The following is a 24965-nucleotide window of genomic DNA, read 5'->3' on the forward strand; positions in this document are numbered from 1 at the left end:
GTCGCTCGCGAGGTCTACCGCGTGCTCACCAGCACACCAACCGAACAAATCACGCAAACCGACCTTGCTCCCGCAACTTGACGTCTATAGGAGCATCCGGGCCTTCGCGGCGGCCGTGGCCGAGGGGTGGATCACGGTGGGACCGGGCGAACTCGCCGACGCGGCCCCCACCGGCGACGGCGTCCGGGTCCGGCTGCGCGACGGCCGCGCCCTGACTGTCGGCGCGGTGCTCAACTGCACCGGCCCGCAGACCGACGTCCGCCGGGTGCCCGACCCGCTGGTGGCCGTGCTGCTCGGCGCCGGACTGGCCGAACCCGACGACCTCGGCCAGGGCTTCCGCACCGACGCCCTCGGCCGGGTGCGACCCGCCGACGGCTCCCCGCCCGCGCCGCTGTGGACGCTCGGCGCGCTGCGCCGGGGCAGCCTGCTGGAGAGCACCGCCATCCCCGAGATCCGTGCCCAGGCCGGGGAGGTCGCCGGGGACATCCTCGCCGGCGCGGACTGACGCCGGGCCTGGCCGAAGACCGACCTCCGCGCCGTCCCGGCCCGGGACGGCGCGGAGGCGGCCCGCTACATTGGACGGAGGGCCGGGGAGGGGGGCGGGCACCGGGTTCGTTCCGGTTCCGCGGCCGTTGGGAGCACCCGTGACCTCGACCCGAGTGACCTCAGTGACCTCAGTGGCTTCGCCCCGAGCGGCGGGCCGGCCCCGGGGGCGCCGCGCCGCCCGCCTCGCGATCGGCACCCTGGTGGCGGCCGCCACCGCCGTGGTCGCCCTGCCCGCCGCACCCGCCCAGGCGGCCCCGGCCAAGGTCGTCTACCTCACCTTCGACGACGGACCGAGCCCTCGGTACACCCCTCAGGTCCTGGCGCTGCTGGCCCAGTACGGGGCACGGGCCACCTTCTTCGAGATCGGCCAGAACGTCGCCGCGTACCCCGAGGTCACCCGCCGGGTGCACGACCAGGGCCACAGCGTGCAGAACCACAGCTGGTCCCACCCCGACCTGCGCTCCCTCTCCAAGTCCTCCTTCGACTCCCAGGTGACGGCCACCGACGCCCGCATCCGGGCCCGGACCGGGACCACGCCGAGCTGCCTTCGGCCCCCGTACGGCGCGGTGAACAGCGCCGTCCGCTCCGGCGCGGCGCGACTCGGCAAGACCATCCAGCTGTGGAGCGTCGACCCGCAGGACTGGGCCCGCCCCGGACGGGCCGCGATCGAACGCCGGGTCCTGGACCGGGTCACCCCCGGCGCCGTCGTCCTGATGCACGACGGCGGCGGCGACCGCAGCCAGACCGTGGCCGCCCTGCCCGCCATCCTCCGCACCCTCAAGGCCCGCGGCTACACCTTCGCCGTCCTCCCCTGCCGCTGACCGCCGCCGCCCGGTCCCCGGCGGCGCGAGTTCTTGCCTGCCGTTGCTCCCGCCTGCTCGTGCAGCCCGAACGGGGCCGGGGCCCGGAGGTCCTGGCGGCGCCTCCGGGCCCTGGGGTGTGCCGCAGTCGGCTACTTGCCGGGGCGCCCGATCTGGTGGACGGTCCAGCCCGCCCCGCGCCAGGGGTCGGGGTCCAGGGTGGTACGGCAGTCGACGAGCACCGGGGTGGCGGGGTGGCCGACGAGGTCTTGCGGGTTCGCCTGCCGGTACTCGGGCCACTCGGTGGCCAGGACGGTGATGTCGGCGCCGTCGAGGGCTGCGGACAGGTCGTCGGTGTAGTCGAGTTCGGGGTTTCGCTGCACGGCGGTGGGGACCGCCTGCGGGTCGTGCACCGTGACGACGGCTCCGGCCTGTTCCAGTGCCTGCGCGAGGGCGAGGGCCGGGGATTCGCGGACGTCGTTGGTGCCGGGCTTGAAGGCCGCGCCCAGCACGGTGACCCGCGAGCCCTTGACCGGCCGCCGGCCCAGGGCGCCGGTGACGAGGGCCATCGCGGTGTCGACGCGGCTGTCGTTGATGTGCTCGGCGGCGAGCAGCAGGGCGGCTGCCCGGTCGGCACCGAGCTGGCGGGCGGAGGCGGTGAAGGCGCGGATGTCCTTGGGGAGGCAGCCTCCGCCGTATCCGATGCCGGGTCGCATGCCGGCGGCACCGATGCGCGGGTCGATGCCCAGAATGTCCACGATCCTGGAGATGTCGGCGCCGGCGGCGTCGCACATGTCGGCAACGCCGTTGATGAAGGAGATCTTGAGGCCGAGGTAGGTGTTCGCGGCGCCCTTGGCGAGCTCGGCGGTCTGCGGGTCGCAGACGAACAGGGGGACCCCGGCGTCGAGAATGCCGGCGTAGACGGTGCGGATCGCCTTCTCGCCCTCCGCACTGGTGACACCGGCGATGAGGCGGTCCGGGCGCAGGGTGTCCTCGACGGCGTGGCCCTCGCGCAGGAACTCGGGATTCCAGACAACCTCGACCAGGTCTCCGGCCGGGGCCAGGCGGTGGGCGAGTTCGGTGACCTTGAGGGTAGTGCCCACGGTGACCGTGGACTTCCCGACGATCGTGCAGGATCGCTTCAGGTGCGGGGCGAGTTGGCGGATGGCGCCGAAGACCTGCCCGGTGTCGTAGGAGCGGCCGTCGGCGTCGATCGGAGTGCCGACGCCCACGAAGTGCAGGTCCGCGAACTCCGCGGCTTCGGCGATGTCCGTGGTGAAGCGCAGGCGGCCGGTGACGGTGTGACCGGCCAGCAGCTCGGGCAGGCCGGTCTCGTAGATCGGGCATTCGCCGGCGTTGAGGCGGTCGACCTTGGCCCCGTCGACGTCCACACCGATGACCTCGTGCCCGAGTTCGGCCATCGCTGCCGCGTGCGGGATGCCGAGGTGGCCGCAACCGATCACGGAAACACGCATGGAAGGGATCCTTTTCCGCTTGGGTAGCGCACCGTACCCGGAGCGCTACCCTACGCTATCGCGAAGTGAACTCGCCCTCGGCGGAACACAGTTCGATCCCCTCCCCATACGTATGGGCATCCGACCGTCAGGCGCCGAACAGCGTCCCTGACCGCTGCCGCCGATTCCCACCCGGGCGCCGCCGGGACGCGGGCCCCGGCTACTTCTTACACGCCTTTGCCGTCGCTCTGCCGGGCCCCTGACCGGGGCCCGGCAGTGTCGTCCTCACCACCGGAGAACGACAGGACGGAAGGAACACCACCATGACGAGGAACGGGAACACCACCGCGGGCACCCTGCGGCGGGTCGGGGCGGTGGCCGGGGCGGCGGCGGTGCTGATGTCGGTGCTGCCCGCCGGGGCGGCGGTTGCGGCGCAGCAGGGGGTGCGGCCGGGCAGGGCTGCGTGGTGCCCCGAGGTGGAGGGGCTGCGGGTGGACTGCGGCACCGTCAACCGGCCGGTGGTGAGCGGCAAGCCGTGGCTGGGCAGTGTCGCCGTGGCGTACGCGGTGCTGCGGCACCGTGACGCGGGGCCGGCCCGGGGGACGGTCGCGGTCAATCCCGGCGGGCCCGGGGAGACGGCGATCGAGCGGGCCGGGGCTTTCGCCGCCGGGCTCGACGGTGTGCTCGGCAGCCATGACGTGCTGCTGGTCGACCCGCGCGGGACCGGGCGTTCCGGGCGGATCCCGTGCGGGGTCACCGACGCCGAGTACCGGTTCGCGGACCGTGCGGGGCAGCGCGATGCGGTGGCCCGTTGCGCGGCCGCGCTGGGCCCCCGGGCCGAGGGGTACACGAGCGCGGCGACGGCCGACGACCTCGACGCCGTGCGGGCGCGGATCGGCGCCGCCTCGCTCGTCCCCTATGGGCTCTCCTACGGGACCTATCTGATGCCGGTGTACGCGAGCCGGCACCCCGGGCGGGTCGACTCGATGGTGCTGTCCGGGGCCTACCCGCTCAACGTGGACCCGCTGGCCCGGCCGAGTGCCGAGGCGGTGTCGCTGGCGCTGAAGCGGGTCTGCGAGCGCAGCGCCGCCTGTGACGGGGACACCGCCGTCGAGGACCTGCGCACCGTGGCCGGGAGGCTGCGCGAGCGGCCGTTCACCCTGCGGGTCGAGGCCGCGGGTACGACCCGGACGCTGCGCTTCACGGAGGACAAGCTCGCCAATCTGCTGTACGAGGCGGCGAGTCGCGGCGCCGGGGAGAGCCCGGCCGAGCGCTCGCTGCTCGGTGAGCTGCCGGCTGCGCTGCACGGCGCGGCCAACGGCGACGACCGCACGCTGCGGGCCCTGGTCGACGCCGACTACCGGGCGGCCGGCCGGGAGGACCAGGCGTCCTTCCTGGCCGTGGTGTGCAACGACTACCCGCGGGCGTGGTCGGTCGACTCGGCGCTGCCGGAGCGCTGGCGCGAGTACCGGGCCGCGCTGTCGGCGGCCGACCCGGGCCGGTTCGGGGCGTTCAGCGTCAAGGGCTTCACCGAGGGGCAGACCGACGGCGCCGATGCCTGCATCCGGTGGCCGCGCACCGGCACCGCCCGCCCCCAGCCGGTGGACGCCGCGCAGCCGGACGTGCCGGTGCTGCTGTTCGCCGGCGACCTCGACTCCAACACCCCGGAGAGCGCCACCCGTCGGGCGGCCGACCGGTTCCGGCGCTCGACCGTCGTCACGGTGCCCAATGCCGGGCATGTGGCGGAGCTGGAGTCCACGCACTGCACGCTCGGGATCGTCGACTCCTTCGTCCGCACCGGGCAGCCGGGCGACACCTCCTGCACGGCCGCCGTGCCACCGATCGCCGTCTCCCCGGTGCGTCACTGACACCGGCCGGGCACCCCTCCGTACCCGGACCGTCCCCCGCGACCAGCGAGAATGACGCCATGACAGATGCCACCGCCACCCACGGCCGCACCGTGCTCGTCGTCGAGGACGACCCCGGTGTCCGCACCACCCTCGACCAGTTGCTGCGCTTCGAGGGCTACCGGGTCCTGACCGCCACCGACGGGCAGGACGCCCTGGAGCTGCTGGAGCGGCACCGTCCCGACCTCGCCGTGGTGGACGTGGTGATGCCCCGGCTGGACGGGCTGGCCCTGTGCCGGATGCTGCGCCGCCGCGGCGACCGGCTGCCGGTCCTGGTGCTCACCGCCCGGCACCAGCTCGGCGACCGGGTCGCCGGGCTGGACGCCGGGGCGGACGACTACCTGGCCAAGCCCTTCGCCACCGAGGAGCTGCTGGCCCGGATACGCGCCCTGCTCCGGCGCTCCGCCCCGCCCGCCGATCCGGGTGTGCTGGCCTGCCAGGACCTCGCGCTGGACACCGCCGCGCGCCGCGCCCACCGCGGCAACCGGCTCCTCGACCTCACCAAGACCGAGTTCGACCTGCTGGAACTGCTGCTGCGCAACCAGGGCGCGGTGCTCACCCGCCCGCAGATCTACGAGCGGATCTGGGGCTACGACTTCGACACCGACTCGCGCTCGCTCGATGTCTACATCGGCTACCTGCGCCGCAAGAGCGAGGAGGGCGGCGAACCCCGGCTGATCCACACCGTCCGCAACGTCGGCTACCTCGTGCGGGCCGCGTAGTGCTGCGCACCAGGATCACCCTCGTGGTGGTGGCCGCCACCCTGCTGGCCATCCTCGTCTCCGTCGTCAGCTCCTACCGCGGCGTCACCGGGCTGGTCGCCGACCAGTTCGACCGGGCGCTGGTCGACCGGGCGGACGCCGTCGCCGCCGTCCTCGACGCCGGGCGGGTCCCCGCCGAGCGGCCCGACACCGCCGAGCAGCTGCTCCTCCCCGACGGCACGGTCCGGCCGCTCTCCCCCGGCCGCTCGGCCCTGCCGGTCCCCCCGGGCGCCCTCGCCGTGGCACGGTCCGGGGAGGGCCGGCTGACGGCCGAGAGCACGGTCGGCGACCGCACATTCGGGGTGCTGGTCCAGGGGCGCGGCGAGGGCCACGGGGCACTGGTCGTCAGTCAGGACTACGCGGACGCCGAGCGGATGGACCGGGAGTTCCTCGGGCGGATCAGCTGGACGACGGCGGGCTCGGCCGCCGCCTGCGCCGCGCTCAGCTGGCTGCTGATCGGCCGGATCCTGCGTCCGATGCGCCGGCTGGCCCGCGCCGCCGAGCGGATCAGCGCGACCCAGGACCTCGGCACCGCGCTCCCGGCCGCCGGGCGCGACGAGGTGGGCCGGCTGACCCTCGCCTTCGAGGTGATGCTCGACGCGCTGCGCCGCTCCCGGGAGGCGCAGCAGCGGCTGGTGCAGAACGCCAGCCACGAGCTGCGCACCCCGCTCACCTCGGTGCGCGGGAGCGCGGAGCTGTTGCAGCGGGCCCGGGGCCGGCTGGCGCCCGAGGACGAGGAGCAGATCCTCGGCACCCTGGTCGCGGAGAGCGTCGCGCTCGACGAGTTGGTGCGCGAGCTGGTCGAGCTCGCCACCGACCGGCAGGCCGACGAGGACCCGGTGCCGCTGGACCTGGCGGCGGCGGCCGAGGACTGCGCGGACCGCTTCCGGCAACGCACCGGGCGCGTCATCACCGTGGTCACCAACGTTGCAGCGGGCGCCGGACCGGGCACCGGTGTCACCGGCGTCGCGGAGGGTGCCGCACCGGACCGGGACGGGGCCGCGGTCGTGCTCGCCCGGCCGCGCGCGCTGCACCGCTGCATCGACAACCTGCTGGCCAACGCGGTCAAGTTCAGCCCCGGGGACACCCCCGTCACGGTGCTGGTCGAGACGGCGGACCCCGACCCGGGCCGGGGCGGGGCCCGCGGCCGGGCCCGGCCGGGGGTGCCGTACGTGCGGCTGGTGGTGCGCGACCTCGGGCCGGGGATCGGGCCCGACGAGCGGGACGCCGTCTTCGACCGCTTCTACCGGGGCGCGGGCACCCAGTCGACGCCGGGTTCCGGGCTGGGGCTCGCCATCGTCCACGACCTCGTCACCGCCGACCGCGGCACCGTGTTCGCGGGCACCGGCCCGGCGGGCGGCGCGGAGGTCGGCTTCACCCTCCCCCGTGCCGTCCCCGCCCCGCGCCGCGGTCAGTAGGGTCGTCAGCCCTCGGCGCCGATGGAGCAGTTGCCGTCGGGGGCGTGGCCGAGCGGCCAGGCGACGGTGTCCAGGACGGCGCCGCGGACGGCCGGGTCGAGGTGGACGATCGGGACGGCCTTGTTGTGCGGGTTGCCGTACTGGTCGAGGCAGATCCAGCCGCTGGCCCCGTCCACCCGGTTGCCGCCGTGGAGCCGGCGCCAGCTCTGGGTGACGTCGTCGAGCGAGGGCATGGCCACGGACCCGCCGACGTCCTTGCGGATGCCCGCGACGGCGGTGGTCACCGCGTCGTAGGTGATGATGATCCGGCCGTCGCGGCGGTCGGCGGGCCCGATCCGCTCGGGCTGCTTGGTGTCGTCCGCCCGCAGCAGGGCGGCGAGGTCGGCGGTCGGGCCCTTGGAGCCGCCGGGGCCCTCGGTGCTCGCCTCGCCCCAGCTGTCGGGGTGGGCGAGCGCCGTGTAGCGCACCGTGATGCCCGAACTCTTGGTGAGCGCGTCCCAGCTGTGCTCGAACTTCTGGTCGATCATCAGGGTGGAGGCGTGCGAGCCGGTGATGACGGTGTAGTGCTTGTTGCACTTCCGGTCGCCCAGCGCGACCAGGAACAGCCGCAGTTGCACCGGACGGCCGGCGAAGAACAGGGTGGACGCGGCGGAGCTGCAGATGTCGGGCACCATCTGGGCGAAGACGTTGCCGAGGTTGCCCTCCTGGGTGAAGTCCTTGGGGGACTCGAAGGTCTCCGGGGCGTTGGGCGCGCCCTTGGTGAGTTTGGCGAAGGTGGCCCGCAGGGTGGCGAGGTAGTTGTCGTTCTCCCGGGTGTCCTCGACCACCAGGGTCTCGGCCGGCTTGATGCCCGCCCCGTAGGCGGCGAGGGCGCCCGCCTGGTCGCTGTTGCTGGGGGCGATCCGGGCCAGTCCGGGGTAGTGGCGCGGGTCGGCGGCGCTGTTGGCGATGTCGTCGGCGGTCATCGGGCCGGCGACCACCGGGATGTGCTTGTCCGCCGTGAGGTAGCGCACGGCGGCCTCGCTGTTGGCGATGCTGATGTTGATGCCGGTGACGGCCCGCAGGTTCTCCTTGCCGTCGGTCGCGGACCGGACCAGCTGGTCCGCGACGCGCTGCCACTGCCCGTACTCCCGGCCGGGGTTGGCGAGGACCAGGCGGACCGGCGGCTGCTTCCCGCTCTCGCGGTTGGCCCGGTACTGGGCGAGGTAGGCGCCCTGGACCTGCTCGACCATCTCGCGCCGTTCGGCCTGCTGGTCGGAGATCAGCGGGATCATCAGGGCGACGGTGACCGGGTTCTTTCCGGCCACGCTGTCGTTCTCCTCCTTGATGCGCGCGGTCACCCGCCCCAGGTCGTCGTTGAAGACGTACGAGCCGTCGGTGACGCCGACGCACTCGTTCCCGACCTTCGTCACACCGGTGGCGCAGCTGTCGTCCGCCCAGACGCCGTAGCCGAAGTAGCCGGCGGTGCCGAGCACGGCGACCGCCAGCAGGATCACCAGCGCGCGGTTCAGAGGCCCTTGGGGCAGGGACGGTTTCACGGTCGGGCGTCTCCTAAGGTCGGGAGCGGGGCAGGGCGGGACAGAACAGAACAGGGCAGGACAGGTCGGGTCGGACCGGACCGGACCGGACCGGACCGGAGTGGTCGGGGCCGGGGTGGGGTCAGATCGGCAGGTCGGGCGCCTGGTGCCAGCGGCGCAGCCGTCCGGGCCAGGTCTCGTGCGCCTGGAAGAACACCGCCTGGTCGGCCGCCCCGGTGTACTGGGCCAGGGTGAGCAACTGGAGCCGGATGCTGTCGATCAGCGCCGCGGTGGGCGCCGAGAGCGGGTGCGACTGCACCCACAGGTTGCGCACCAGGAGGTCGATCGCCTGGTGCACGGCGAGGTCGCCGTGCTGGCAGGCCTGGCACTGCTCGTTCGTCCCGGCGGCGACCGGCACGGGCTCCGGCGGGTGCGGCGCGGAGCAGATCAGGTTGACCGAGGCGAGCCAGTCGGCGGCGCTCCGCCCGGCCAGTCGCTGGTGCAGGGTGCGGACGACGACTCCGGTGTCGTGCACGGCGAGCGCGTGGTACAGGGCCTGGTCGGGCAGCCCGGCGCCGTTCGGCGCGTACCGCGCGCGCACGGTGCCGTGCAGGTGCCGCCAGGTCTGCATGTCGGGCTCCCCGGCCAGCTGGACGGCCAGCCGGTGGCCGAGCAGGGCGCGCAGGGTGCGGTCCTGGACGAACGGGGCGTCGCGGGCCTGGTGCGCGGCGCCGGCCCAGTGGTTGCGTTCGAGCAGTCGCCTGGCCTCCTGGACGTCCAGCGGGCTGCGGTCGGTCCGCGGGTAGTAGGCGCCGAGCAGGTCGGCGGCCCCGTCGTCGAGGGCCGGGCCGTAGAACATGAGCCGCTCACGGTCGCGCTCCCCGGGGACCAGGACCCGGAGCAGTTGCTCGTGGACCGTCCGCGCGGGCGCGTCGTGGGCGGGGAGGTCGAGCAGCCAGCGCGGCTCCGCGCTGTCGCCCTGGCGGATCGCCCTCCGGGCGGCCTCCACCAGGGCGTGGGCGATCCCGGCCCGGCCGGCGCTGAGGCGGTGGACCACCCGGGCGGTGCCGGACGGGGGGTGCTCGGTGCCGAACATCAGGGTGACCTCCTCCAGCCCGAGTCCGGCCAGCGGCAGCCGCACCGTCCAGCCGGCCGCCGTTCCGGGGCGGTCCTGGCGCCAGAACGGGCCCGCGGCGCGGCGCGTCGACGGTGCGGTGTCGTCGGGGTCGGTGCCGGACGGCTCCCCGGCCAGGACGGTGGTGATCACGCCCGGCCGCGTCCCGGCCGGTTCCTCGTGCCAGACCTGGAGCAGTGTGCGCAGTACCGGCCGGCCGAGCCGGGTGTGGGCGTTGTCGAGGAGCAGCAGCGGGCGCGGCAGCCGGTTCATCCGGCGCGACCAGGTGTAGTGGCTGTCGATGTCCGCCAGGAACGCGGCCATCAGGTGGCGCTCCGCGGCCTCCCGGTCGTCCGGGTCGCCGCGGAAGCGCCGGGCCAGCTCGGACAGCTGGACGTGGTCGGTGCCCGGGCCGGCGACCTCGCGGACGGCCCACCAGCGCAGCCCGTGGCGGTGGGCGGAGGGGCCGAGCAGCTCGGGGGTGACGAGGTCGACCAGGCCGGCGACGAGCGCGTTCGCCACGGCTCCGGGGCCCGCCGCCGCGGCCGGGCCGGGGACGGCCTGCCGCATCCACTGGGCCACCCGCGCCCGCCGGGCGGGCCCGGCGGGAACGCTCTCCCGGAGCAGGCTCTCCAGCCGCCCGGCGGCCGCCTCCGACTCACCGGCGCCGACGGCCTGCCAGGAGGTCACCGCCAGCAGGCCCTGGGTGAGGCGGGGGAAGGCGATGCTCCCGCCGAAGTCGCCGGGGCGGCGGCTCAGCTCGTGGCGCAGGTGGAACAGCAGGTCCGAGACGTGCGAGGCGTTGCGCCGGGTCGGGTCCTCGTCGTCGGCGGCCAGGGCGACGTCGGCCCGGCCGAGGTCGGCCCGGCCCAGGTCCGCCGACGCCCGGCGCAGGTGGGCGGCGTACCGCGCGTCCAGGCCGGCCAGGAGGGCGGTGCGCCCGCTGAGCCGCCCGCCCGAGCACTCGACCACCAGGGGGGTGCCGTTCGGGACGGGCAGTCGCCGCGTCCTGACGCCCGGTTCCTCACCGGTCACCTCCAGGCCGACGAGCGAAGGTACGACCGTCTCGAACACCGCTGCACGCCCGTGCAGAACCACCGCGACCCCCCAGCCGTCCGGCGAGGCCGTACCTCGCCGTGCGCCTGGAGGATAGGCGACCGCACCCGTCCTGTGCAGGGATACCACCAACAACGCGGTTCCGGATCGGCGCGGATCCGAGTGATCGTCAGCCCGCCCTGCGCGCAAGCCCCTTGGCGGCGGGCGGCGAATCCGGCGCGACGGACGGTCCCTCCGGCGCCGTGGGGGTACGGGGCAGGGCGGTGGACGCACTGACCGCGGCCGGGCTGCGGCCGTCCCGTCCCCGGTGGGGGTGCGGGGCGGCACCTCCACCGGGGACGGAGCGCGGCTCTCCCTCAGCTGCCCCGAGGGACCTTCGGACCGGTCACCGGTGGCCGGTGACGAGGGCCTCGATCTCGGGGACGAGGGCCGCCGGGGTCGGCAGGGCCTCGTTCTCGGCCCGCAGGCGCGCGGCGCCCTCGCGCAGGGCCGGGTCGGCGACGAGCCGGGTGAGCAGGGCGGTGTCGACGGCGTCGGAGCTGGAGCTCAGGGCGGCCCCCGCGGCGGTCAGGGCGTCGGCCACCGCGAAGTTGTCGGCACCCTGGGGCAGCAGGAGCTGGGGCACGCCGGCCTGGAGTCCGGTGAGGGTACTGCCGGACCCGCCGTGGTGCACCACCGCGTCGCAGACCCGCAGCAGCTCCGCGAGCGGCACCCAGGGCAGCGGGCGGACGTTGTCCGGCAGGGTGCCCAGCTTGCCGAGGTCGGCGTCGCCGACGGCGAGCAGGAACTCGGCATCGACCGCGCCGGCGGACTCGACCAGCCGGGCGATCGCCGACACGCCGTCGAGACCGGTGATGACGGTGCCCAGGGTGACCGCGACCCTGGGCCGGTGGCCCCGCTCCAGCAGCTCCGCCGGGACCGCACCGCCTCCGTTGTACGGGAGGTAGCGCATCCGCAGACCGCCCGGGTCGCCGCCGAGCGAGGCCGGGACGATGTTCAGCGGCGTGGTCGGCGCGGGGCCGGCCACACCGTGCTTCTCGTAGACGTCGGTGAAGTGGGTGGCCAGCCGGGCGGCCAGGTCGAGGCCGGAGATGATGCCGAAGTTCTGCAGCGCCGCCGGGATGCCGAGCCGGGCCGCGACCAGTTGGGCGGAGGCCAGGCAGGAGTCGTGGACGAGCAGATCGGCGCCCCAGGCCTCGGCGACCGCGAGCAGGTCCTCCACCGTGGAGCGCGAGGCGTGGGCGAAGGCGGCCGCGGCCATCTCCAGGATCTCCTCCTGGGTCAGGCCCGGCTGGGCGTAGCTGACCTGGCCGTTGGAGGTCGCCTCGAAGGACTCCCGCAGCGGCCGCCCGTCGCCGATCGCGACGATCGGGAAGCCGGCCTGCCGGAGCTGGTCGTAGGGGCTGGGACTCGCGAACAGCACCTCGTGGCCGGCGGCCCGCAGGGCCTGGGCGGTCGGCACCATCGGGAAGAGGTGGCTCGGCGCGGCCGGGCCGGTGAAGAGTATGCGCACAGTGATCTCCTGATCGTTCTCGATTGGGTCGTGCCACGGATCGCGTACGGACCGATCCGTCTCCCGCAACCGTCAACTGACGAACGGTCAGATCTCTTTCCACGAAGGATCGACAATCGGACGTTCCGATGTCCGGACGGGTGGACGGGCGGAGAAGCGGCCGGCTGCTCGGCGCGGGGCGTCGCCGTCGGGCCGCGAAGGGCGCGGGACGCCCGGAAGGGACGGGCTATCTGCCCGTACGCGTCCGGGCCGGGGCCCGTCTCTCCTGGAAACGGTCCGCGGCGGGACGGTGCTCGGCAGCGGGGCGCTCGGCGTGGGCACGGCACGGCCGGTCCGCGGGCGCGGTCTCCGGTGGCCGGGCGGCGAACGTCCTCGGCATGCTGCTTCCCCCCGTGGTGGTGCCGCGTCCCGTGCGTGATCGCGCACCGGGAGGAACGCACCGGACACCCTGGGAGGGAATGACTGGCCGTCGGCCGGGGGCCGACGGCGCCCGGACTACCGACCGGGCTGTGCTTTCGCGCGTTCCGGCGTCGATGCTACGACGAACCGGCCGTCCGCGCACGGAATTCGGGCGATGGCCGGATCAGGACCCCGGCGCGCCGAGCACCTCGGCCGCGGTCTCCAGGAAGTCCGCGACCGGTCCCGGCCCGTGGCCCTCCGGCGCCGCCAGGCAGGTCCCGACCGGCGGGTGGTCGCTGACCGGGAGATGGACCAGGCCGGGACGGGCGTACGCGCGCATAACGCTCAACGGCACCAGGGCGACGCCCTGGCCCGAGGCGATCAGCTCGAACTTCTCCTCCAACGAGGCCGTCCGCCGGGTGACGACCGGCTCGCCGTCCAGGTCCGCCAGCACCAGCGTCCGCCGCCCTGCCAGCGGGTGGCCCGCCGGCAGGCAGGCGACCTTGGTCTCGTGGCCGACCGGGACGGTGTGCAGCCCCGAGTCGTCGAACGGGCGCCGCAGGAACCCGACGTGCGCCCGGCCGTCCCGCAGCGGCCCGTCCCGCTCGACCCAGGGCAGCGGGAGCACGTCGACCACCACGTCCGGGTGGCACGCGGTGAAGGCCCGGATCGCCTCCGCGACGTGCAGACCCGCCGAGAAGCCCACCACGAGCCGGCGCCCCGGGCTGCCCGCCTCCCGCACCCGGCGCACGGTGCCCGCCACCGCGGCGGTGATCCCGGGCGCCTCCTCGTACAACCGGTGCCCGGCGGCGGTCAGTTCGACGCTGCGGGTGGTCCGGGTGAACAGCGCGCAGCCCAGCTCCTGTTCGAACGCCCGGATCTGACGGCTGAGCACGGGCTGGGCGATGAACAGTGCGGCGGCCGCCCGGCCGAAGTGCCGGTGCTCGGCCACCGCGACGAAGTAGCGGAGCTTGCGCAGGTCCAGATCCATGCCCGTACGGTATCAATGCGGCCCAAAGGGTATTGGACGCCCGGCTCGCGGTCCTCGGAGACTCGTACCGTGACCGCCCGGCGCCCCTCGGCGCGGGGCGCCCCGGGACACCGTCCCGCTCCCCGTACCGGTGCCGTCCGGCCCTCGTCGAACCAGGACCCTTGTGAACAACACCCCCATGAACGAGACCCGCACGACCGAAACCCGCACGACCGACACCCGCACGACCGACACCCGCAGGACCGCCCTCGTCGTCGGCGCCTCCCGGACCCTCGGCCTCGGGATCGCCGCCGAGTACCTCCGCCGGGGCTGGAACGTCATCGGCACCGTGCGCGGCGACCGGCCCACCGCGCTGCACGAGCTGTTGGACACCGCCGACAGCCGGCTGACCGTCGAGTCGCTGGAGATGACCGATCCGGCCGCGATCGCGGCGCTCCGCGACCGGCTGGCCGGGCGCACTCTCGACCTGCTCTTCGTCAACGCCGCCATCACCCGGGGCGACCTGCCGATCGGCGAGGTGCCGACGGAGATGTTCACCGAGGTCATGGTCACCAACGCGCTGAGCCCGCTGCGCGTCGTCGACGCCCTCCGCCCGCTGGTCGCGCCGACCGGCACCATCGGCGTCATGTCCTCCGACCAGGGCAGCATCGCGCACAACACCGAGGGCGGGCAGGACCTCTACCGGGCCAGCAAGTCCGCGCTCAACCAGCTGATGCGCTGCGAGGCCGCCCGGCACGCCGACGACAGCCGGACCCTGCTTCTGGTCGACCCGGGCTGGGTACGCACCGGACTCGGTGGCCCGGAGGCCGAGTTGAGCGTGGAGGAGAGCGTGCCGGGGGTGGTGGAGACCGTCGAACGCCACCGCGGGGCGGGCGGCCTCCACTTCGTCGACCACCTGGGCGAGGTCGTGCCCTGGTAGAGCTGCGACGACGGTGCCGCGCGCCCCGGCGGACCTCCGGTGGTGGTGTCGCGAGCGGGTGACGATGTCGCGGCCGTGTCACCGTTCCGACCCGGGCCCGGCCCGGGAGCGGTGGCGGGGTGGGCACGGCGGGCGGCAGCACGTGACACTCGTCGCGGCGGACGTCCGGGGGGGCGTCCGCCGCCACGGGGCCCCGGGGGAACTCGGGCGGAAGGGGGCCGGGTTGACAGCCGCGGACAGGGAACGGTGGACGGCGGCGCAGCGGCGGCGCGCCCTGCTGGTGCCGGTGGCGGGTCTGCTCCGGTGACGGCCGCGGGACGGTCCCGCTCCGGGGTGGTTCGGTTCGGTTCGGCGGCGGCCCGGACGGTTCCACAACAGCCCGGTCCGCTCCCGTTCCGGGTGGCCGGTCGTCTATCCTCTACGTCAGGTGTCGGGCAGGGGGCCCGGGTTGTCTTTTTGGGGGTACGAGTGGTCACCGGTCGTGTGGTGCGTTACGACAGCGTGCGGGGTTACGGGTTCATCGCTCCGGACCACGGCGGGGAGGATGTCTTCCTGCACGTCAACGACATGTTGATGCCGGAGTCCGTGGTGCACTCGGGCCTGGTGGTCGAGTTCGAGATGGAGGAGGGCGACCGCGGGCTCAAGGCCTCGTCGGTGCGGCTTCCCAAGGGCGCGCTCGCGCGTCCGGCCGGGGCGGCCGGTCCGGTCTCCCTCGTCCCGCGGTCCGCGGCCGACGACGACGACACGGAGTGCGATGTCCTCACCTCCGCCGAATTCGTGGTGGAGGTGACCGAGTTGCTGCTGACGCACGCGCCGTCGCTGACCGGCGAGCAGGTGCTCAAGGTGCGCGAGGCGATGCTCCGGTGCGCCAAGGGCCACGGCTGGACCGAGGGCTGAGCGGCGCACCCGCGCCCCGGGGCCGTCGACCGGTCCCGGGGCGCGGGTCCTGCTTCTTCCGTTCAGAAGAGCACGTCGGTGCAGGAGTAGAACGCGTTCGACGTGTCCGCGACGTCCCAGACCGCGACGACCACGTGGTGCCCGGTGCGGCCCGTGGGGAGGGTCCCGGTGTGGGTGGTCGTGGCGGCGGGCTGACGGCCGTTGTAGGGGACCGTCAGGAACGGTGTGAGGTCGAGGCTCGCCCGGGTGATCTTCTGGGTCGGGTCGTAGCCGGGCTTGGTCAGGAAGTACCGGAAGCTCGTGGTCGAGTGCCGGGCCTCGATCTCCCAGGTGAAGGTCTGCTGACCGCCGGCCGTCACCTTGGTGGTGGGCCAGGTGCCGTTGCGCGGGTTGTCGAGCGGGGCCCAACGGGCGTCCGCCCCCGCGCAGATGGTGCCGTCCGCGGGGCCGCGGGTCGGGAAGCCCTTCGGGCCCTCGACGCTCTGCGGCTCCCACTGGATGTCGCCGCAGTTCTTGACGACACCCGCACCGCACAGGGCCGAGCGGCTCGGCGGCAGGTTGATGAATCCGTGCGAACTGGCCGGGACGGCCATCGCGAGCGGGACGGCGACGGCGGCCAGGGCCGCGCCGACGGCAAGGCGTTTGCGCATGATGCTCCTCCGTGGGGGGATGGAGAGTGCGCCCGGCCCAGGACGCGCGCGTGGGGGTGCGCCGACCAAGGGGATCTTGGCATGCCTGCGCCAGGTGAATGCCCATACCGTAGGCAGCGCGCAGCCCCTCGTCAATGGTCTGGACCACTCGACCAATGAGCAATCAATCCCCTTGCACCACACGTGCATTGGGGTTCGTGAGGCGGTGCCGTTCGAGCCACCCGGCGATCGCCCGACCGACGGCCTCCGGCCGGTCCTCGGGGGCGTGGTGCCCGGCCGGGCCGCAGTGTTCGACGGTGAGCGCGGCGATGTGCTCGCGCGCCCAGGCGACCACGGTCTCCCCGACCAGCAGGGTCGGCGAGGAGTCGAAGGTCAGCAGCAGCTTCGGCACCTCCGGGCTGCCGGCCAGCCAACCGCCGTACGCCTCCACCCGGGCGACCACCTCGGCCGGTTCGCCGTCGATCGGCGTCATCCGGGACCAGGCCAGCATGGGTCGGCGGCTCTCCGGCGTCGGGAACGGCTCGCGGTAGGGCCGGACTTCGTCCTCGTCCAGCGGGTGGAGCACCCCTCCCTTGAAGGCCGTCTCGATGAAGATGTTCTGCTCCAGCACCAGCTCCTCGCCGACACCGGGCGTACGGAACGCCTCGGCGCGCGCCCGGGCCGGCGGCGGCAACTCCTCGGCGGCCAGCGGCTTGAGGAAGGTCTCCAGCAGGACGACCCCGGCCACCCGGTCCGGATACCGGGCCGCCCGGTCGAGGGCCAGGACGCCGCCCCAGTCGTGGCCCACCAGGACGACCCGGTCCAGGCCGAGCGCCTCGAACCAGGCGTCCAGGTAGCGGGCCTGGTCGTCGAAGCCGTAGTCGACGGCCGGCTTGCCGGAGGCACCCATGCCGATCAGGTCGGGCGCGAGCACCCGGGACCGGTCGGCCAGCTGCGGGACGACCTTGCGCCACAGGTGGGAGGAGGTGGGGTTGCCGTGCAGGAGCACCACGGGCGGGCCGCCCGCCTCGGCGGCGGGGTTGTCGGCACCGGTGTCCAGATAGGCCAGATGGGAGTCGATCACGGGGACGGTGAGCATCGGGACGGTTCCTCTCGTGGAGCCGGGCAGGGGCGGGGCACGCGGGGCCCCCACCCATTCCGTTAGTCACACTAACGGTTCGATGTCCATGACCGTATATCGTTAGGGCGACTAACACAACGGCTAGACTGCCTGACGTGAAGAACCACGAGACGCCCCGCCACTCCCCGGGCGCCATGACCGACCACGCCGCCCCGGCCCGCGTCCGCAGCCTGCCCAGCCGGCTGCTGGCCGTCAACGCCCTGCACGCCGACCGCCTGGTGCACGACGGCCTGGCGGCAGAGGGCGCCCGCAAATGGCACTTCGCCGCCCTCACCGCGCTCACCGAGGGCGGCCCGGCCAGCCAGTCGGACCTCAGCCGCCGCACCGGCATCTACCGCAGCGACATGGTCGCGGTCGTCAACGAACTCGCCGAACGCGGCCTGGTCGAGCGCACGCCCGACCCGGCCGACCGCCGACGCAACGTCATCACGGTGACCACCGAGGGACGCGCCCACCTCCGGCGGCTCGACACCATCGTCGACGCGGCCCAGGACGCCCTGCTCGCCCCCCTCGACGCCGACGACCGCGCCCGCCTGACGGAGCTGCTGACCCGCCTCCTGGACCACCACGAGCGGACCGCCGCCACCGCGACGGCCGACGCGCCCGCGACGGAGGCCGAAGCCGAAGCCGACTGACCGGTCCGTTCCGGCGCGCTACCGCACCGGAACGGACGTGCCGGGCGCGCGGCCCGGATCGGCGAGCGGGCGGCCCTACCGGCGGCCGGATCGTTCGCCGGCCGGACGGTCAGCGGCGGATCGTCGGGACGGACTCGCCGTAGGCGCGCAGGCGGTGGACGGCGTGGAGCCAGCGCAGTTCGGTGCCGCAGGCGCGCAGGGCCGTGCCGAGTGCGTGGCGCATCGCGGCGTCGACCGCCGCGCGGGCGGTGGCGGCGGCGGGTGCCTCCGGACGGTCGCTGTCGGCGAGGTCGGCGAGTCGGCGGGAGGGGTTCCAACCGATGTCCGCCGCACCGTCCTCGGCCGGGTCCTCGCCCAGGTCCTCGGCCGGCGGGCACGGGGCCAGGGTGATGCCGGTGCCGCCGAGGCGGGCGGCGAGCGGCAGGCCGGCGAGCGCGGCGCTGCGCCGGAGCGCGTCCAACAGGGCGGCGGGGACTCCGAGTTCGGCCGGAGTCGGCCCGGCGGGCCGGGCGGCCAGGACCCCGGGCGGGACGCGGAGCCCGGCGGACGGGAAGGCCGGCGGGCCCACCCTCAGCTCCCGACCGGAGCCGTCCCGGCCGGCCTCCAGTCCGAACGCGGGCAGGAACTCGGCGAGCGCGTTCACCATGGCCGTCCCGACCACCTCACGGGCCGGACCGGCCGGCTGCCCCGGTTCGGCCATCGCGGCGGCGCCGGTCAGCCGGGGGGACGGCAGCCAGTCGAGCGCCGCCGCGCCCGCGCACCGGTCGGCGTCGTCGGCGGGCCGGGCCGGGCGGATCCGCACACCGGGCCCCTCCTCGCCGAAGGCGACCGGCAGCCCGGAGAGCAGTACCGCGTCGGTCAGGCGGTCGGCCAGGTCGGGATCGACCCGCCCCGGCGGCGGAGGAGTCAACGGTCCTGGCCCTTCGGTCGGTTGCTTCGGCGCATCGTCGAACTCCCGTTCCCCGCCCGCCTCGTACCCAAACACCGGGCGCGGCGGCCGGCTCGAATACCTGGTCGCTGCCCTCGAAGACGCCCTGCGGTTCGATCGCCGCCGGAAAATCACTGGCGGCGGCGAGGCCCGGGCAGGACCCTCTCACCGTGACACTTCATGAGAACGAGATCCGTGTGGACGAGGCGGCGGCCCGGTCGCTGCTGCGGGAGCAGCGACCGGAGTGGGCCGAGCTCCCCATATCCCCGGCCGGTGCGGGTACGGACAACAGGATGTACCGGCTCGGCGACCGGCTGCTCATGCGGCTGCCGCGCACCCCGGACAACGCGGAGGCCGTACGGAAGGAGCAGACGTGGCTGCCGAAGTTGGCGCCGCATCTTCCCTGTCGCATCCCGGAGCCGGTGCACCGCGGCACTCCGGGCGCGGCCTTTCCACTGGCCTGGTCGGTGTACCGGTGGATCGACGGCGATGAGGCCGGCCCTGGATCGGTCGGCGATTGGCCCGCCTTCGGGGCCGATCTGGCCGTGATCGTGCAGAGCCTGCACGCCGTCCCCCTGATGGGGGCCGCTCGGCAGGGCGAACTCAGCTGGTACCGCGGAGGTGGCTTGCGCGCTTGTGACCAGTGGGTCGGCGAATGCTTCGACGACTGCGGAACGATCGAGGGCCTCGACCTCGACCTCGAGCGGCTGCGGCACCTGTGGCAGAGCGCGCTCGCCCTGCCCGAGCCGTCCGGCCCCCAGGTATGGCTCCACGGCGATCTCAAACCCTCCAACCTTCTGGTCCGGCAGGGGAAGCTGCGCGCGGTCATCGACTTCGGATGCCTCTCGGTCGGCTTCCCCGACGCCGAGCACGCCCCGCTGTGGGATCTTCCGCCCGGGGCCCGACAGGCGTACTGGGAGGCCATGAGCCTCGACGAGGTGACGTGGTCGCGTGCCCGGGCATGGGCCCTCGCCGTCGCGGTCAGCGGGGTGTCGTACTACTGGCGCACCTACCCCCGCTTCGTCGGCGAGTGCCTGTCGCGTCTGCGCGCGATCCTGGAATCCGCCGACGAACGGTGAACCGGACCCGGCCGGGGCCTCACCGCGAGCGCTGGTCCCGCACGGGGCCGACTCGTTCGGGATCGGCGTCCGAAACCGTTCCCGACCCACCCGGCAACCGCACGGCTCGGAGACCGACGGACACCGGCGTCCGGGACTCGGTGGGGGCCGTACTCGCGGCCCCGCCCAGCAATGGGTAGTGGCCCCCATTGATCCCCGCACCATTCCGGGAGTCCGCTGGGTATCGGCCCGGTGGCCGCCGGGCGTCGCCCCGGCCCAGCCCCTCCCCCACCCGCTGCCCGGTGCCGTCCTCCCCCACACGCACAGTGACCAGAGCCAGGTGAACGGCATGCACGACCTCCACCGACCGGCACGTCCGACGATGCGGCGGGCCGCGATGTACCTGCGGTGCCGGCCCTACGACGCGCGGGAGGCCGACTACATGTGGACCGCCATGGAGCAGCTGGCCGACCGGTTCGGGCTGCCGACGCCGGACGTGTACACCGACCACGGGCTCAGCACCCGTGGGCCGCTGCCGGCGCTGGAGAACCTGCTGGTGGCGGCCGAGCGCCGCTGGGTGGACGTGGTGCTGGTCCCGGGCCCGTTCGTGTTCGCGCTCGACGACCGGGCGGCGGCGGAGACCGTGCGGCGGTTCACCCGGGCGGGCTGCGAGGTGATCGAGGCGCCGGGGCGGGTCGTCCGGCCGGTCGGGGTGCCGCGGCTGTCGGCCGTCCCCGGCTTCGGCCCGGGCCGCCCGCGCCGTCCCGCCCCGGGCGAGGACCCGACCGCGTACCAGGCGGTGTGAACGAGGCCGCGGGCCGCTGCCCGACGGGAGCGCCGACCGCCCCGCCCGATGCCGCCCCGCCGGGCGCGGGCATCATAGGGGTATGCCCGCTCAGACTGGATCCGCCCCGCGCCGGGGTGTCGACGGCCGCGCCGGTCGCGGCCCGGCGCGGCGCCGATGAACCGGCCGTTGCCGCCGACCGCGCCGGAGGAGGGAGCCCCGGGGGCCGCCTTCGTGGGTCGGGTCGGTGAACTCGCCCGGCTGACCGACGCGCTCGCCCGGCCCCCGGCCGTCCTGCTCGTCGAGGGCGAGGCGGGCAGCGGCAAGTCGCGGCTGGTCGCCGAGGCCGTCCGGGCCCTGGACGGGATGTCCGGGAGCGGGACGACCACGCAGGACGGGACGCCCCCGGCTCCCGGTGGCACCTCCCCCCGCCGCCCGGTGCTGCTCGGCCGGTGCCACCCGCTGCGCGAACCGGAGCCGTTCGGGCCGGTGGTCGACGCCCTGCGGGACGCCGCCGCCCTGCTGCCCCCGCCCGCCGAGCTGCCGCCCAGCACCGGGGCGCTGCGCCTGGTGCTGCCCGACCTCGCCGACCAGCTGCCGGACGCGCCGCCGGACGGCGGGACGCTCCTGTCCGCGCGCCGGCTGCTCGCCCAGGGGGTGCGGGCGCTGCTCGCCGCGCTCGACGCCCCGGTACTGGTGGTCGAGGACCTCCAGTGGGCCGACGACGCGACCCTCGACCTGCTGGTCCGGCTGGCCCGTGACCTGCCGCCGCGGCTCGCCCTGGTGGTCACCTACCGTCCCGAGGACCTGCCGCCCGGCGCCCCGGCGCCCGGGGCGGCCTTCCGCCCGGCGCCCGCCCGGACCGGCGGGCACGGGGCCGGCGAGGGGCACGGGGCCGTCGGCGCGCCGGTCCGGCTGGAGCGGCTGGAGCCCCTGGCCGAGCGGGAGGTCGCGGAGCTGGCCCGGTCGGTGCTGGGCCCGGCGGCGACCCCCGAACTCGCGCGGGTCCTGCACGAGCGCAGCCAGGGACTGCCGCTGGCCGTCGAGGAGGACCTGCGGGCCCTGGCCGAACGCACCCTGACCGAACGCGCTCCCGCCTCCCCCGGCCGGCCGACTGCCGACCGGTCGACCGCAGACCGATCGACCACCGAACGCACCGGCGGGCCCGTCGGCCGTGCGGCCACCGGCGACCTGGCGGCCGTCCTGGCCCGCGCCGAGGTCCCGCGCGGACTGCGCGACGCGGTGACCGAGCGGCTCGCCCGCCTGGGCGGCGACGGGGCGGCCGTCGTGGCGGCGGCCGCCGTCCTCGGGGTACCCGCCGACGAGGAGCTGCTGACCGCCGTCGCCGGGCTGGACGCCGAGGCCGGGGCCGACGGCCTGACCGAGGCGCTGCACGCGGCCGTCCTGCGGGAGACCGCGCCCGACCGCTACGCCTTCCGCTCCCCGGCGGCCCGGCAGGTCGCCCACGGGCGGGTCGCCGGGCCCCGGCGCCGGGTCCTGCACCAGCGGGCCGTGGCCGCGCTGGGGACCAGGGAGCCCCGGCCGCTCGCCCGGATTGCCGAGCACACCCTGGCCATGGGCGACCGCCCGGCCTGGCAGGACCTCGCCCAGGCCGCCGCCGACCAGGCGGCCGCCCTCGGCGACCCGGGCGATGCCCGGCGGATGCTGCGCGGCCTGCTCGACGAGCCCGACCTCGACCCGCGCCGCCGCGGCCGGGCGGCCCTGGCGCTGGCCCGGCTCGCGGCCGACGACGTCGACCCGGCGGCCAGCGTGCAGGTGCTGAGCGGCATGGTCGCCGACCCCCGGCTGCCGGTCGCCGACCGGGGCGAGATCCGGCTCGCGCTCGGCTTTCTGATGGCGGTGCACAGCGGCAACCGGGCCGGCTTCGACCGGATCCGGGAGTCCCTGGAGGAGTTGGAGGAGCGCCCCGTGCGGGCGGCCCGGGCCATGGTGGCGATCGCCATGGACGAGCGCGACGGCGCCGGCCGCCGGTCCGGGGAGTGGCTCGCGCGGGCGGAGGGCCTGCTGGCGGCCAACCCGGACGAGGACGTGTCCGCGGCGGTGCGGGCCACCTCGCTCACCTTCCAGGCCCGGGACGGCGATCCGGCGGTCTGGGACCGGCTGGACGAGCTGCCGCGCGACTCCGAGCGCCCCGAGGTGATGCGGCAGACCACCCGGGCGCTGTACAACGCGGGCGAGATCGCGATCGAGCTGGGCTACGACCGCCGGTCCGCGAACCTGCTGGAGGAGAGCCGCCGGCTGGCCCGGCTGACGGGCATTCCGTACCTGGAGTGCTACAGCCGGCTCGCGCTGATCCGGCTCGACATGCTGGCCGGGCGCTGGGACCTGGTGGAGCCCCGGTTCGCCCGGCTGGGCGCGGAGTTCGACGACCTGGCGATGGCCGGTGCCGAGCGCTCGCTGCTGTTCGGGCGGCTCGCGGCGGGGCGGGGCCGACTGGCGCTGGCCCGGGAGGAGTTCGAGATCGCCGCCCGCTTCGGCCAGCGGGAGTCGCAGGTGACGGTGGCGCTGCGGGCGGCCGCCGGGCTCGGCGGCCTCCAGCTGCTGGAGGGCGACACCGCCGGGGCGGCCGGCACGGTGGGGCCGGCGCTGGCCACGGCCCGGCAGGCCGACGCCTGGGCGCGCACCGCCGAGCTGCTGCCGGTCGCCGTCGAGGCCCTGCTGGCGACGGGCGGGCGGGCCGAGGCCGGGGAGGTCACCGAGGAGGCGACGGAGTCCCTCACCGACCGGGGCGCGCCGGCGGTGACGGCGGCACTGCACCTCGCCCGGGGACTGCTGCTGGACGCGGACGGCGATCCGGAGGCGGCGGAGGCGTTCACCCGGGCCAGGGACCACTGGCAGGACATCGGGCGGCCGTACGAGGCGGCGCGGGCCGACGAGCGGATCGCCGCCGCGCTGGCCGCGCGCGACCGGGCGCGGGCGGCGGAGCGGATGGCCGCCGCCGAGCGGGTCTACCTGGAGCTGGGGGCCACCACGGACACCGCCCGCTGCCGGAAGCTGCGCCGGGACCTCGATCTCGGCGGGATCGGCTCACCGGGCCGCCGGGGCTACGGCAAGCGGCTGTCGCCGCGCGAGCGGCAGGTGGCGGAGCTGCTGGCGCAGGGGACGGGCAACCAGGACATCGCCCAGGCCCTCTTCCTGTCGCCGCGCACGGTGGAGCATCATGTGGCGAACGTGCTGGCCAAGCTGGGCACCGGCCGGGCCGGGACGGCGCAGGCGCTGGCCCGGGCGGACGCCGAGGACGCGGCGGGCGAGGGCGGCGGGTGACCGGGGTGGTGGTGCGCGGGGCCGGTCGCGGCCGGGCACAGCGGGCCCTCGCCGGTGACCCGCACGTCCCCGTGGGTGCCCCGCGGCCGGCGCCCCCAGCGTTCCCGCGGGCCGATAGGTAGTCGCCCGCATTGATCCGGCCGGTCCGGGCCGGTTCCCTGGTGGACATTGGCGAGCGAGCGGGGCAGCCGCTCCCCGACCAGGAGGGATCCAGAGTGATGAGTGCACGTCACCACGCGCCGAGCGCGACCGCCGGACCGGCGACGAACGGCCCGGCCGAGGCCGGGGCCACGGTCCGGCTCTCCCCCTCCCCCCGCAAGGCCGGGCACCACCCGGTCGCCCTGGTCCGTCTGGCCCGGCTCAGCCGGTCCGGCCCCGGGCCCCACTGGGCGCACTGAGCACCGACCGGGACCGTGTGGGCGGTTCCCGGTCGGGAATCGGGGGGAGCGAGCGCCGGGCGGGCCGACAGCGGCCCTGAACGGCTGACGCACCGAAGGAAACGGGCCCTGCCTGGCCGACCAGGCAGGGCCCTTTGCCGTGCGGACGTGTCTGCGGGGGATCAGCAGGACGCCGTGACGGAGAGGGTGACGGCGGCCGGCGGCCAGCCCCACTCGGTGGTCTCGAGGGTGGCCTCGGCGGTGGAGCCGCACGGCAGGGTGCCGGAGATCCGGCCGACCGGAGTGGCGGACCAGCTGACGTTGACGGTCGGCGTGATGGTGCCGATCTCCGCGCCACCGACGACCTTGGCGGTGAGGCGGAACGGCACCGGACGCGGGGTCCAGGAGACGTTGGTCGGGGTGGTCCGGCCGTGGAAGGTCACCTGGTCGCCGCTGACGATGGCGCAGATCTCGTTGACCACCACGCCCCGGTAGCTGGTGGCGCAGGTCCCCGGGACGCTCGGGGAGGCGGCCGCGTGGGCGGCGAGCGCCGTGCCGGGGAGCGCACCGGCGAGGGTCAGGGCGGCGCTGGTGGCGAGGACGGCGAGAGGGCGATTCATCGGGCGTTTCCCGTTCGTGGGTAGGGGCGACAGAGTGAAGCCATGTGACATTTCATGCTTCACACCTCACATACTGCCATCGATTCAAGCGGAGGATTTACGTCCAGCCTTCTCTTTGAAGCCAATTGCTGATTTCAGCCTTTCAATGACTGAATTGCATCGGTCCGGCCGGTCGGGCGACCGCTCTGCCCAACGGCCGCCCGACCGGCCCTCCGG

General features: G+C 75.1%; 21 protein-coding genes. 12 read left to right on the plus strand and 9 right to left on the minus strand.

What is annotated here, in order from left to right; all coding sequences use genetic code 11:
• Positions 1-64 precede the first annotated feature (64 nt).
• Together ADK60_RS02110 and ADK60_RS02115 are read left to right on the plus strand one after the other, a co-directional pair.
• Entirely contained in the window at positions 65-505 is a 441-nt protein-coding gene (locus ADK60_RS02110) for an FAD/NAD(P)-binding protein (protein ID WP_159400261.1), read from the plus strand.
• Between the two features lie 172 nt (positions 506-677).
• A complete protein-coding gene (locus ADK60_RS02115; RefSeq protein WP_199839573.1) occupies positions 678-1367 on the plus strand; it encodes a polysaccharide deacetylase family protein in 690 nt (229 codons plus the stop codon).
• Between the two features lie 131 nt (positions 1368-1498).
• On the opposite strand, the gene ADK60_RS02120 is transcribed toward ADK60_RS02115, so the two are convergent.
• A complete protein-coding gene (locus tag ADK60_RS02120; protein ID WP_053642700.1) occupies positions 1499-2821 on the minus strand; it encodes a UDP-glucose dehydrogenase family protein in 1323 nt (440 codons plus the stop codon).
• 302 nt (positions 2822-3123) lie between these two features.
• Between ADK60_RS02120 and ADK60_RS02125 the strand changes: the two genes are divergently transcribed.
• Genes ADK60_RS02125 through ADK60_RS02135 form a run of 3 tightly spaced genes read left to right on the plus strand, consistent with a single transcriptional unit; the run spans position 3124 to position 6886 of the window.
• A complete protein-coding gene (locus ADK60_RS02125; RefSeq protein WP_107094470.1) occupies positions 3124-4668 on the plus strand; it encodes an alpha/beta fold hydrolase in 1545 nt (514 codons plus the stop codon).
• A gap of 59 nt (positions 4669-4727) precedes the next feature.
• Complete coding sequence (locus ADK60_RS02130) at positions 4728-5429, plus strand: response regulator transcription factor (RefSeq protein ID WP_053642702.1); 702 nt, start codon at positions 4728-4730, stop codon at positions 5427-5429.
• Entirely contained in the window at positions 5429-6886 is a 1458-nt protein-coding gene (locus ADK60_RS02135; RefSeq protein ID WP_053642704.1) for a sensor histidine kinase, read from the plus strand. The genes ADK60_RS02130 and ADK60_RS02135 overlap by 1 nt, the downstream gene beginning before the upstream one ends.
• A 5-nt stretch (positions 6887-6891) precedes the next feature.
• Here ADK60_RS02135 and ADK60_RS02140 read toward each other — a convergent pair whose 3' ends face one another.
• The 4 genes from ADK60_RS02140 to ADK60_RS02155 form a co-directional block, all read right to left on the minus strand.
• Positions 6892-8424 carry a hypothetical protein gene (locus ADK60_RS02140; protein WP_045944861.1) on the minus strand — a complete coding sequence of 511 codons (1533 nt, stop codon included), beginning with the start codon at positions 8422-8424 and terminating at the stop codon, positions 6892-6894.
• Positions 8425-8545: 121 nt separating this feature from the next.
• Positions 8546-10591: a hypothetical protein gene (locus ADK60_RS02145; RefSeq protein ID WP_053642706.1), complete on the minus strand. Its 2046-nt coding sequence runs from the start codon at positions 10589-10591 to the stop codon at positions 8546-8548.
• 367 nt (positions 10592-10958) lie between these two features.
• On the minus strand, positions 10959-12086 hold the full coding sequence (locus ADK60_RS02150) for a nucleotide disphospho-sugar-binding domain-containing protein (protein WP_053642707.1): 1128 nt from the start codon (positions 12084-12086) through the stop codon (positions 10959-10961).
• Between the two features lie 583 nt (positions 12087-12669).
• Positions 12670-13476 carry a LysR family transcriptional regulator gene (locus tag ADK60_RS02155; protein WP_053642709.1) on the minus strand — a complete coding sequence of 269 codons (807 nt, stop codon included), beginning with the start codon at positions 13474-13476 and terminating at the stop codon, positions 12670-12672.
• A 178-nt stretch (positions 13477-13654) separates the two neighbouring features.
• Between ADK60_RS02155 and ADK60_RS02160 the strand changes: the two genes are divergently transcribed.
• Entirely contained in the window at positions 13655-14395 is a 741-nt protein-coding gene (locus ADK60_RS02160) for an SDR family oxidoreductase (protein ID WP_053642743.1), read from the plus strand.
• A 468-nt stretch (positions 14396-14863) separates the two neighbouring features.
• Positions 14864-15292 carry a cold-shock protein gene (locus tag ADK60_RS02165; RefSeq protein WP_053642711.1) on the plus strand — a complete coding sequence of 143 codons (429 nt, stop codon included), beginning with the start codon at positions 14864-14866 and terminating at the stop codon, positions 15290-15292.
• A gap of 62 nt (positions 15293-15354) precedes the next feature.
• On the opposite strand, the gene ADK60_RS02170 is transcribed toward ADK60_RS02165, so the two are convergent.
• Together ADK60_RS02170 and ADK60_RS02175 are read right to left on the minus strand one after the other, a co-directional pair.
• Positions 15355-15942 (minus strand): lytic polysaccharide monooxygenase, encoded by a 588-nt coding sequence (locus ADK60_RS02170; RefSeq protein ID WP_053642713.1) that lies wholly within the window; start codon positions 15940-15942, stop codon positions 15355-15357.
• Positions 15943-16105: 163 nt separating this feature from the next.
• Positions 16106-17020, minus strand: coding sequence for a haloalkane dehalogenase (locus tag ADK60_RS02175; protein ID WP_053642715.1), 915 nt, complete (start codon positions 17018-17020; stop codon positions 16106-16108).
• A gap of 176 nt (positions 17021-17196) precedes the next feature.
• Here ADK60_RS02175 and ADK60_RS02180 point away from each other — a divergent pair, with 176 nt between their 5' ends.
• Positions 17197-17697, plus strand: a complete 501-nt coding sequence (locus ADK60_RS02180) for a MarR family winged helix-turn-helix transcriptional regulator (RefSeq protein WP_053642717.1) — start codon at positions 17197-17199, stop codon at positions 17695-17697.
• Positions 17698-17806: 109 nt separating this feature from the next.
• Here the strand turns inward: ADK60_RS02180 and ADK60_RS02185 are convergent, their stop codons facing one another.
• Entirely contained in the window at positions 17807-18607 is an 801-nt protein-coding gene (locus ADK60_RS02185) for a hypothetical protein (protein ID WP_053642719.1), read from the minus strand.
• Between the two features lie 188 nt (positions 18608-18795).
• Between ADK60_RS02185 and ADK60_RS02190 the strand changes: the two genes are divergently transcribed.
• The 4 genes from ADK60_RS02190 (at position 18796) to ADK60_RS02205 (ending at position 24150) form a co-directional block, all read left to right on the plus strand.
• Positions 18796-19704: an aminoglycoside phosphotransferase family protein gene (locus ADK60_RS02190; RefSeq protein WP_053642720.1), complete on the plus strand. Its 909-nt coding sequence runs from the start codon at positions 18796-18798 to the stop codon at positions 19702-19704.
• Positions 19705-20032: 328 nt separating this feature from the next.
• Positions 20033-20488 (plus strand): serine integrase family protein, encoded by a 456-nt coding sequence (locus tag ADK60_RS02195; protein WP_053642724.1) that lies wholly within the window; start codon positions 20033-20035, stop codon positions 20486-20488.
• 156 nt (positions 20489-20644) lie between these two features.
• Entirely contained in the window at positions 20645-23752 is a 3108-nt protein-coding gene (locus tag ADK60_RS02200; protein WP_053642725.1) for an ATP-binding protein, read from the plus strand.
• 218 nt (positions 23753-23970) lie between these two features.
• The gene (locus tag ADK60_RS02205; RefSeq protein WP_053642727.1) at positions 23971-24150 is read left to right on the plus strand and encodes a hypothetical protein; all 180 of its coding nucleotides are present in this window, start codon (positions 23971-23973) and stop codon (positions 24148-24150) included.
• Positions 24151-24311: 161 nt separating this feature from the next.
• Here ADK60_RS02205 and ADK60_RS02210 read toward each other — a convergent pair whose 3' ends face one another.
• Positions 24312-24749 carry a hypothetical protein gene (locus ADK60_RS02210; protein ID WP_053642729.1) on the minus strand — a complete coding sequence of 146 codons (438 nt, stop codon included), beginning with the start codon at positions 24747-24749 and terminating at the stop codon, positions 24312-24314.
• Positions 24750-24965 lie beyond the last annotated feature (216 nt).

Source organism: Streptomyces sp. XY431 (assembly GCF_001279805.1).
Classification (GTDB): domain Bacteria; phylum Actinomycetota; class Actinomycetes; order Streptomycetales; family Streptomycetaceae; genus Kitasatospora; species Kitasatospora purpeofusca.

Excerpts from the sequence above, each read along its gene's own strand:
- ADK60_RS02130 (WP_053642702.1), top strand. The coding sequence starts at position 4,728 with ATGACAGATGCCACCGCCACCCACGGCCGCACCGTGCTCGTCGTCGAG.
- ADK60_RS02120 (WP_053642700.1), bottom strand. The coding sequence starts at position 2,821 with ATGCGTGTTTCCGTGATCGGTTGCGGCCACCTCGGCATCCCGCACGCG.
- ADK60_RS02205 (WP_053642727.1), top strand. The coding sequence starts at position 23,971 with ATGAGTGCACGTCACCACGCGCCGAGCGCGACCGCCGGACCGGCGACG.
- ADK60_RS02195 (WP_053642724.1), top strand. The coding sequence starts at position 20,033 with ATGCACGACCTCCACCGACCGGCACGTCCGACGATGCGGCGGGCCGCG.
- ADK60_RS02170 (WP_053642713.1), bottom strand. The coding sequence starts at position 15,942 with ATGCGCAAACGCCTTGCCGTCGGCGCGGCCCTGGCCGCCGTCGCCGTC.
- ADK60_RS02200 (WP_053642725.1), top strand. The coding sequence starts at position 20,645 with ATGAACCGGCCGTTGCCGCCGACCGCGCCGGAGGAGGGAGCCCCGGGG.
- ADK60_RS02155 (WP_053642709.1), bottom strand. The coding sequence starts at position 13,476 with ATGGATCTGGACCTGCGCAAGCTCCGCTACTTCGTCGCGGTGGCCGAG.
- ADK60_RS02175 (WP_053642715.1), bottom strand. The coding sequence starts at position 17,020 with ATGCTCACCGTCCCCGTGATCGACTCCCATCTGGCCTATCTGGACACC.
- ADK60_RS02125 (WP_107094470.1), top strand. The coding sequence starts at position 3,124 with ATGACGAGGAACGGGAACACCACCGCGGGCACCCTGCGGCGGGTCGGG.
- ADK60_RS02160 (WP_053642743.1), top strand. The coding sequence starts at position 13,655 with ATGAACGAGACCCGCACGACCGAAACCCGCACGACCGACACCCGCACG.
- ADK60_RS02210 (WP_053642729.1), bottom strand. The coding sequence starts at position 24,749 with ATGAATCGCCCTCTCGCCGTCCTCGCCACCAGCGCCGCCCTGACCCTC.
- ADK60_RS02180 (WP_053642717.1), top strand. The coding sequence starts at position 17,197 with ATGACCGACCACGCCGCCCCGGCCCGCGTCCGCAGCCTGCCCAGCCGG.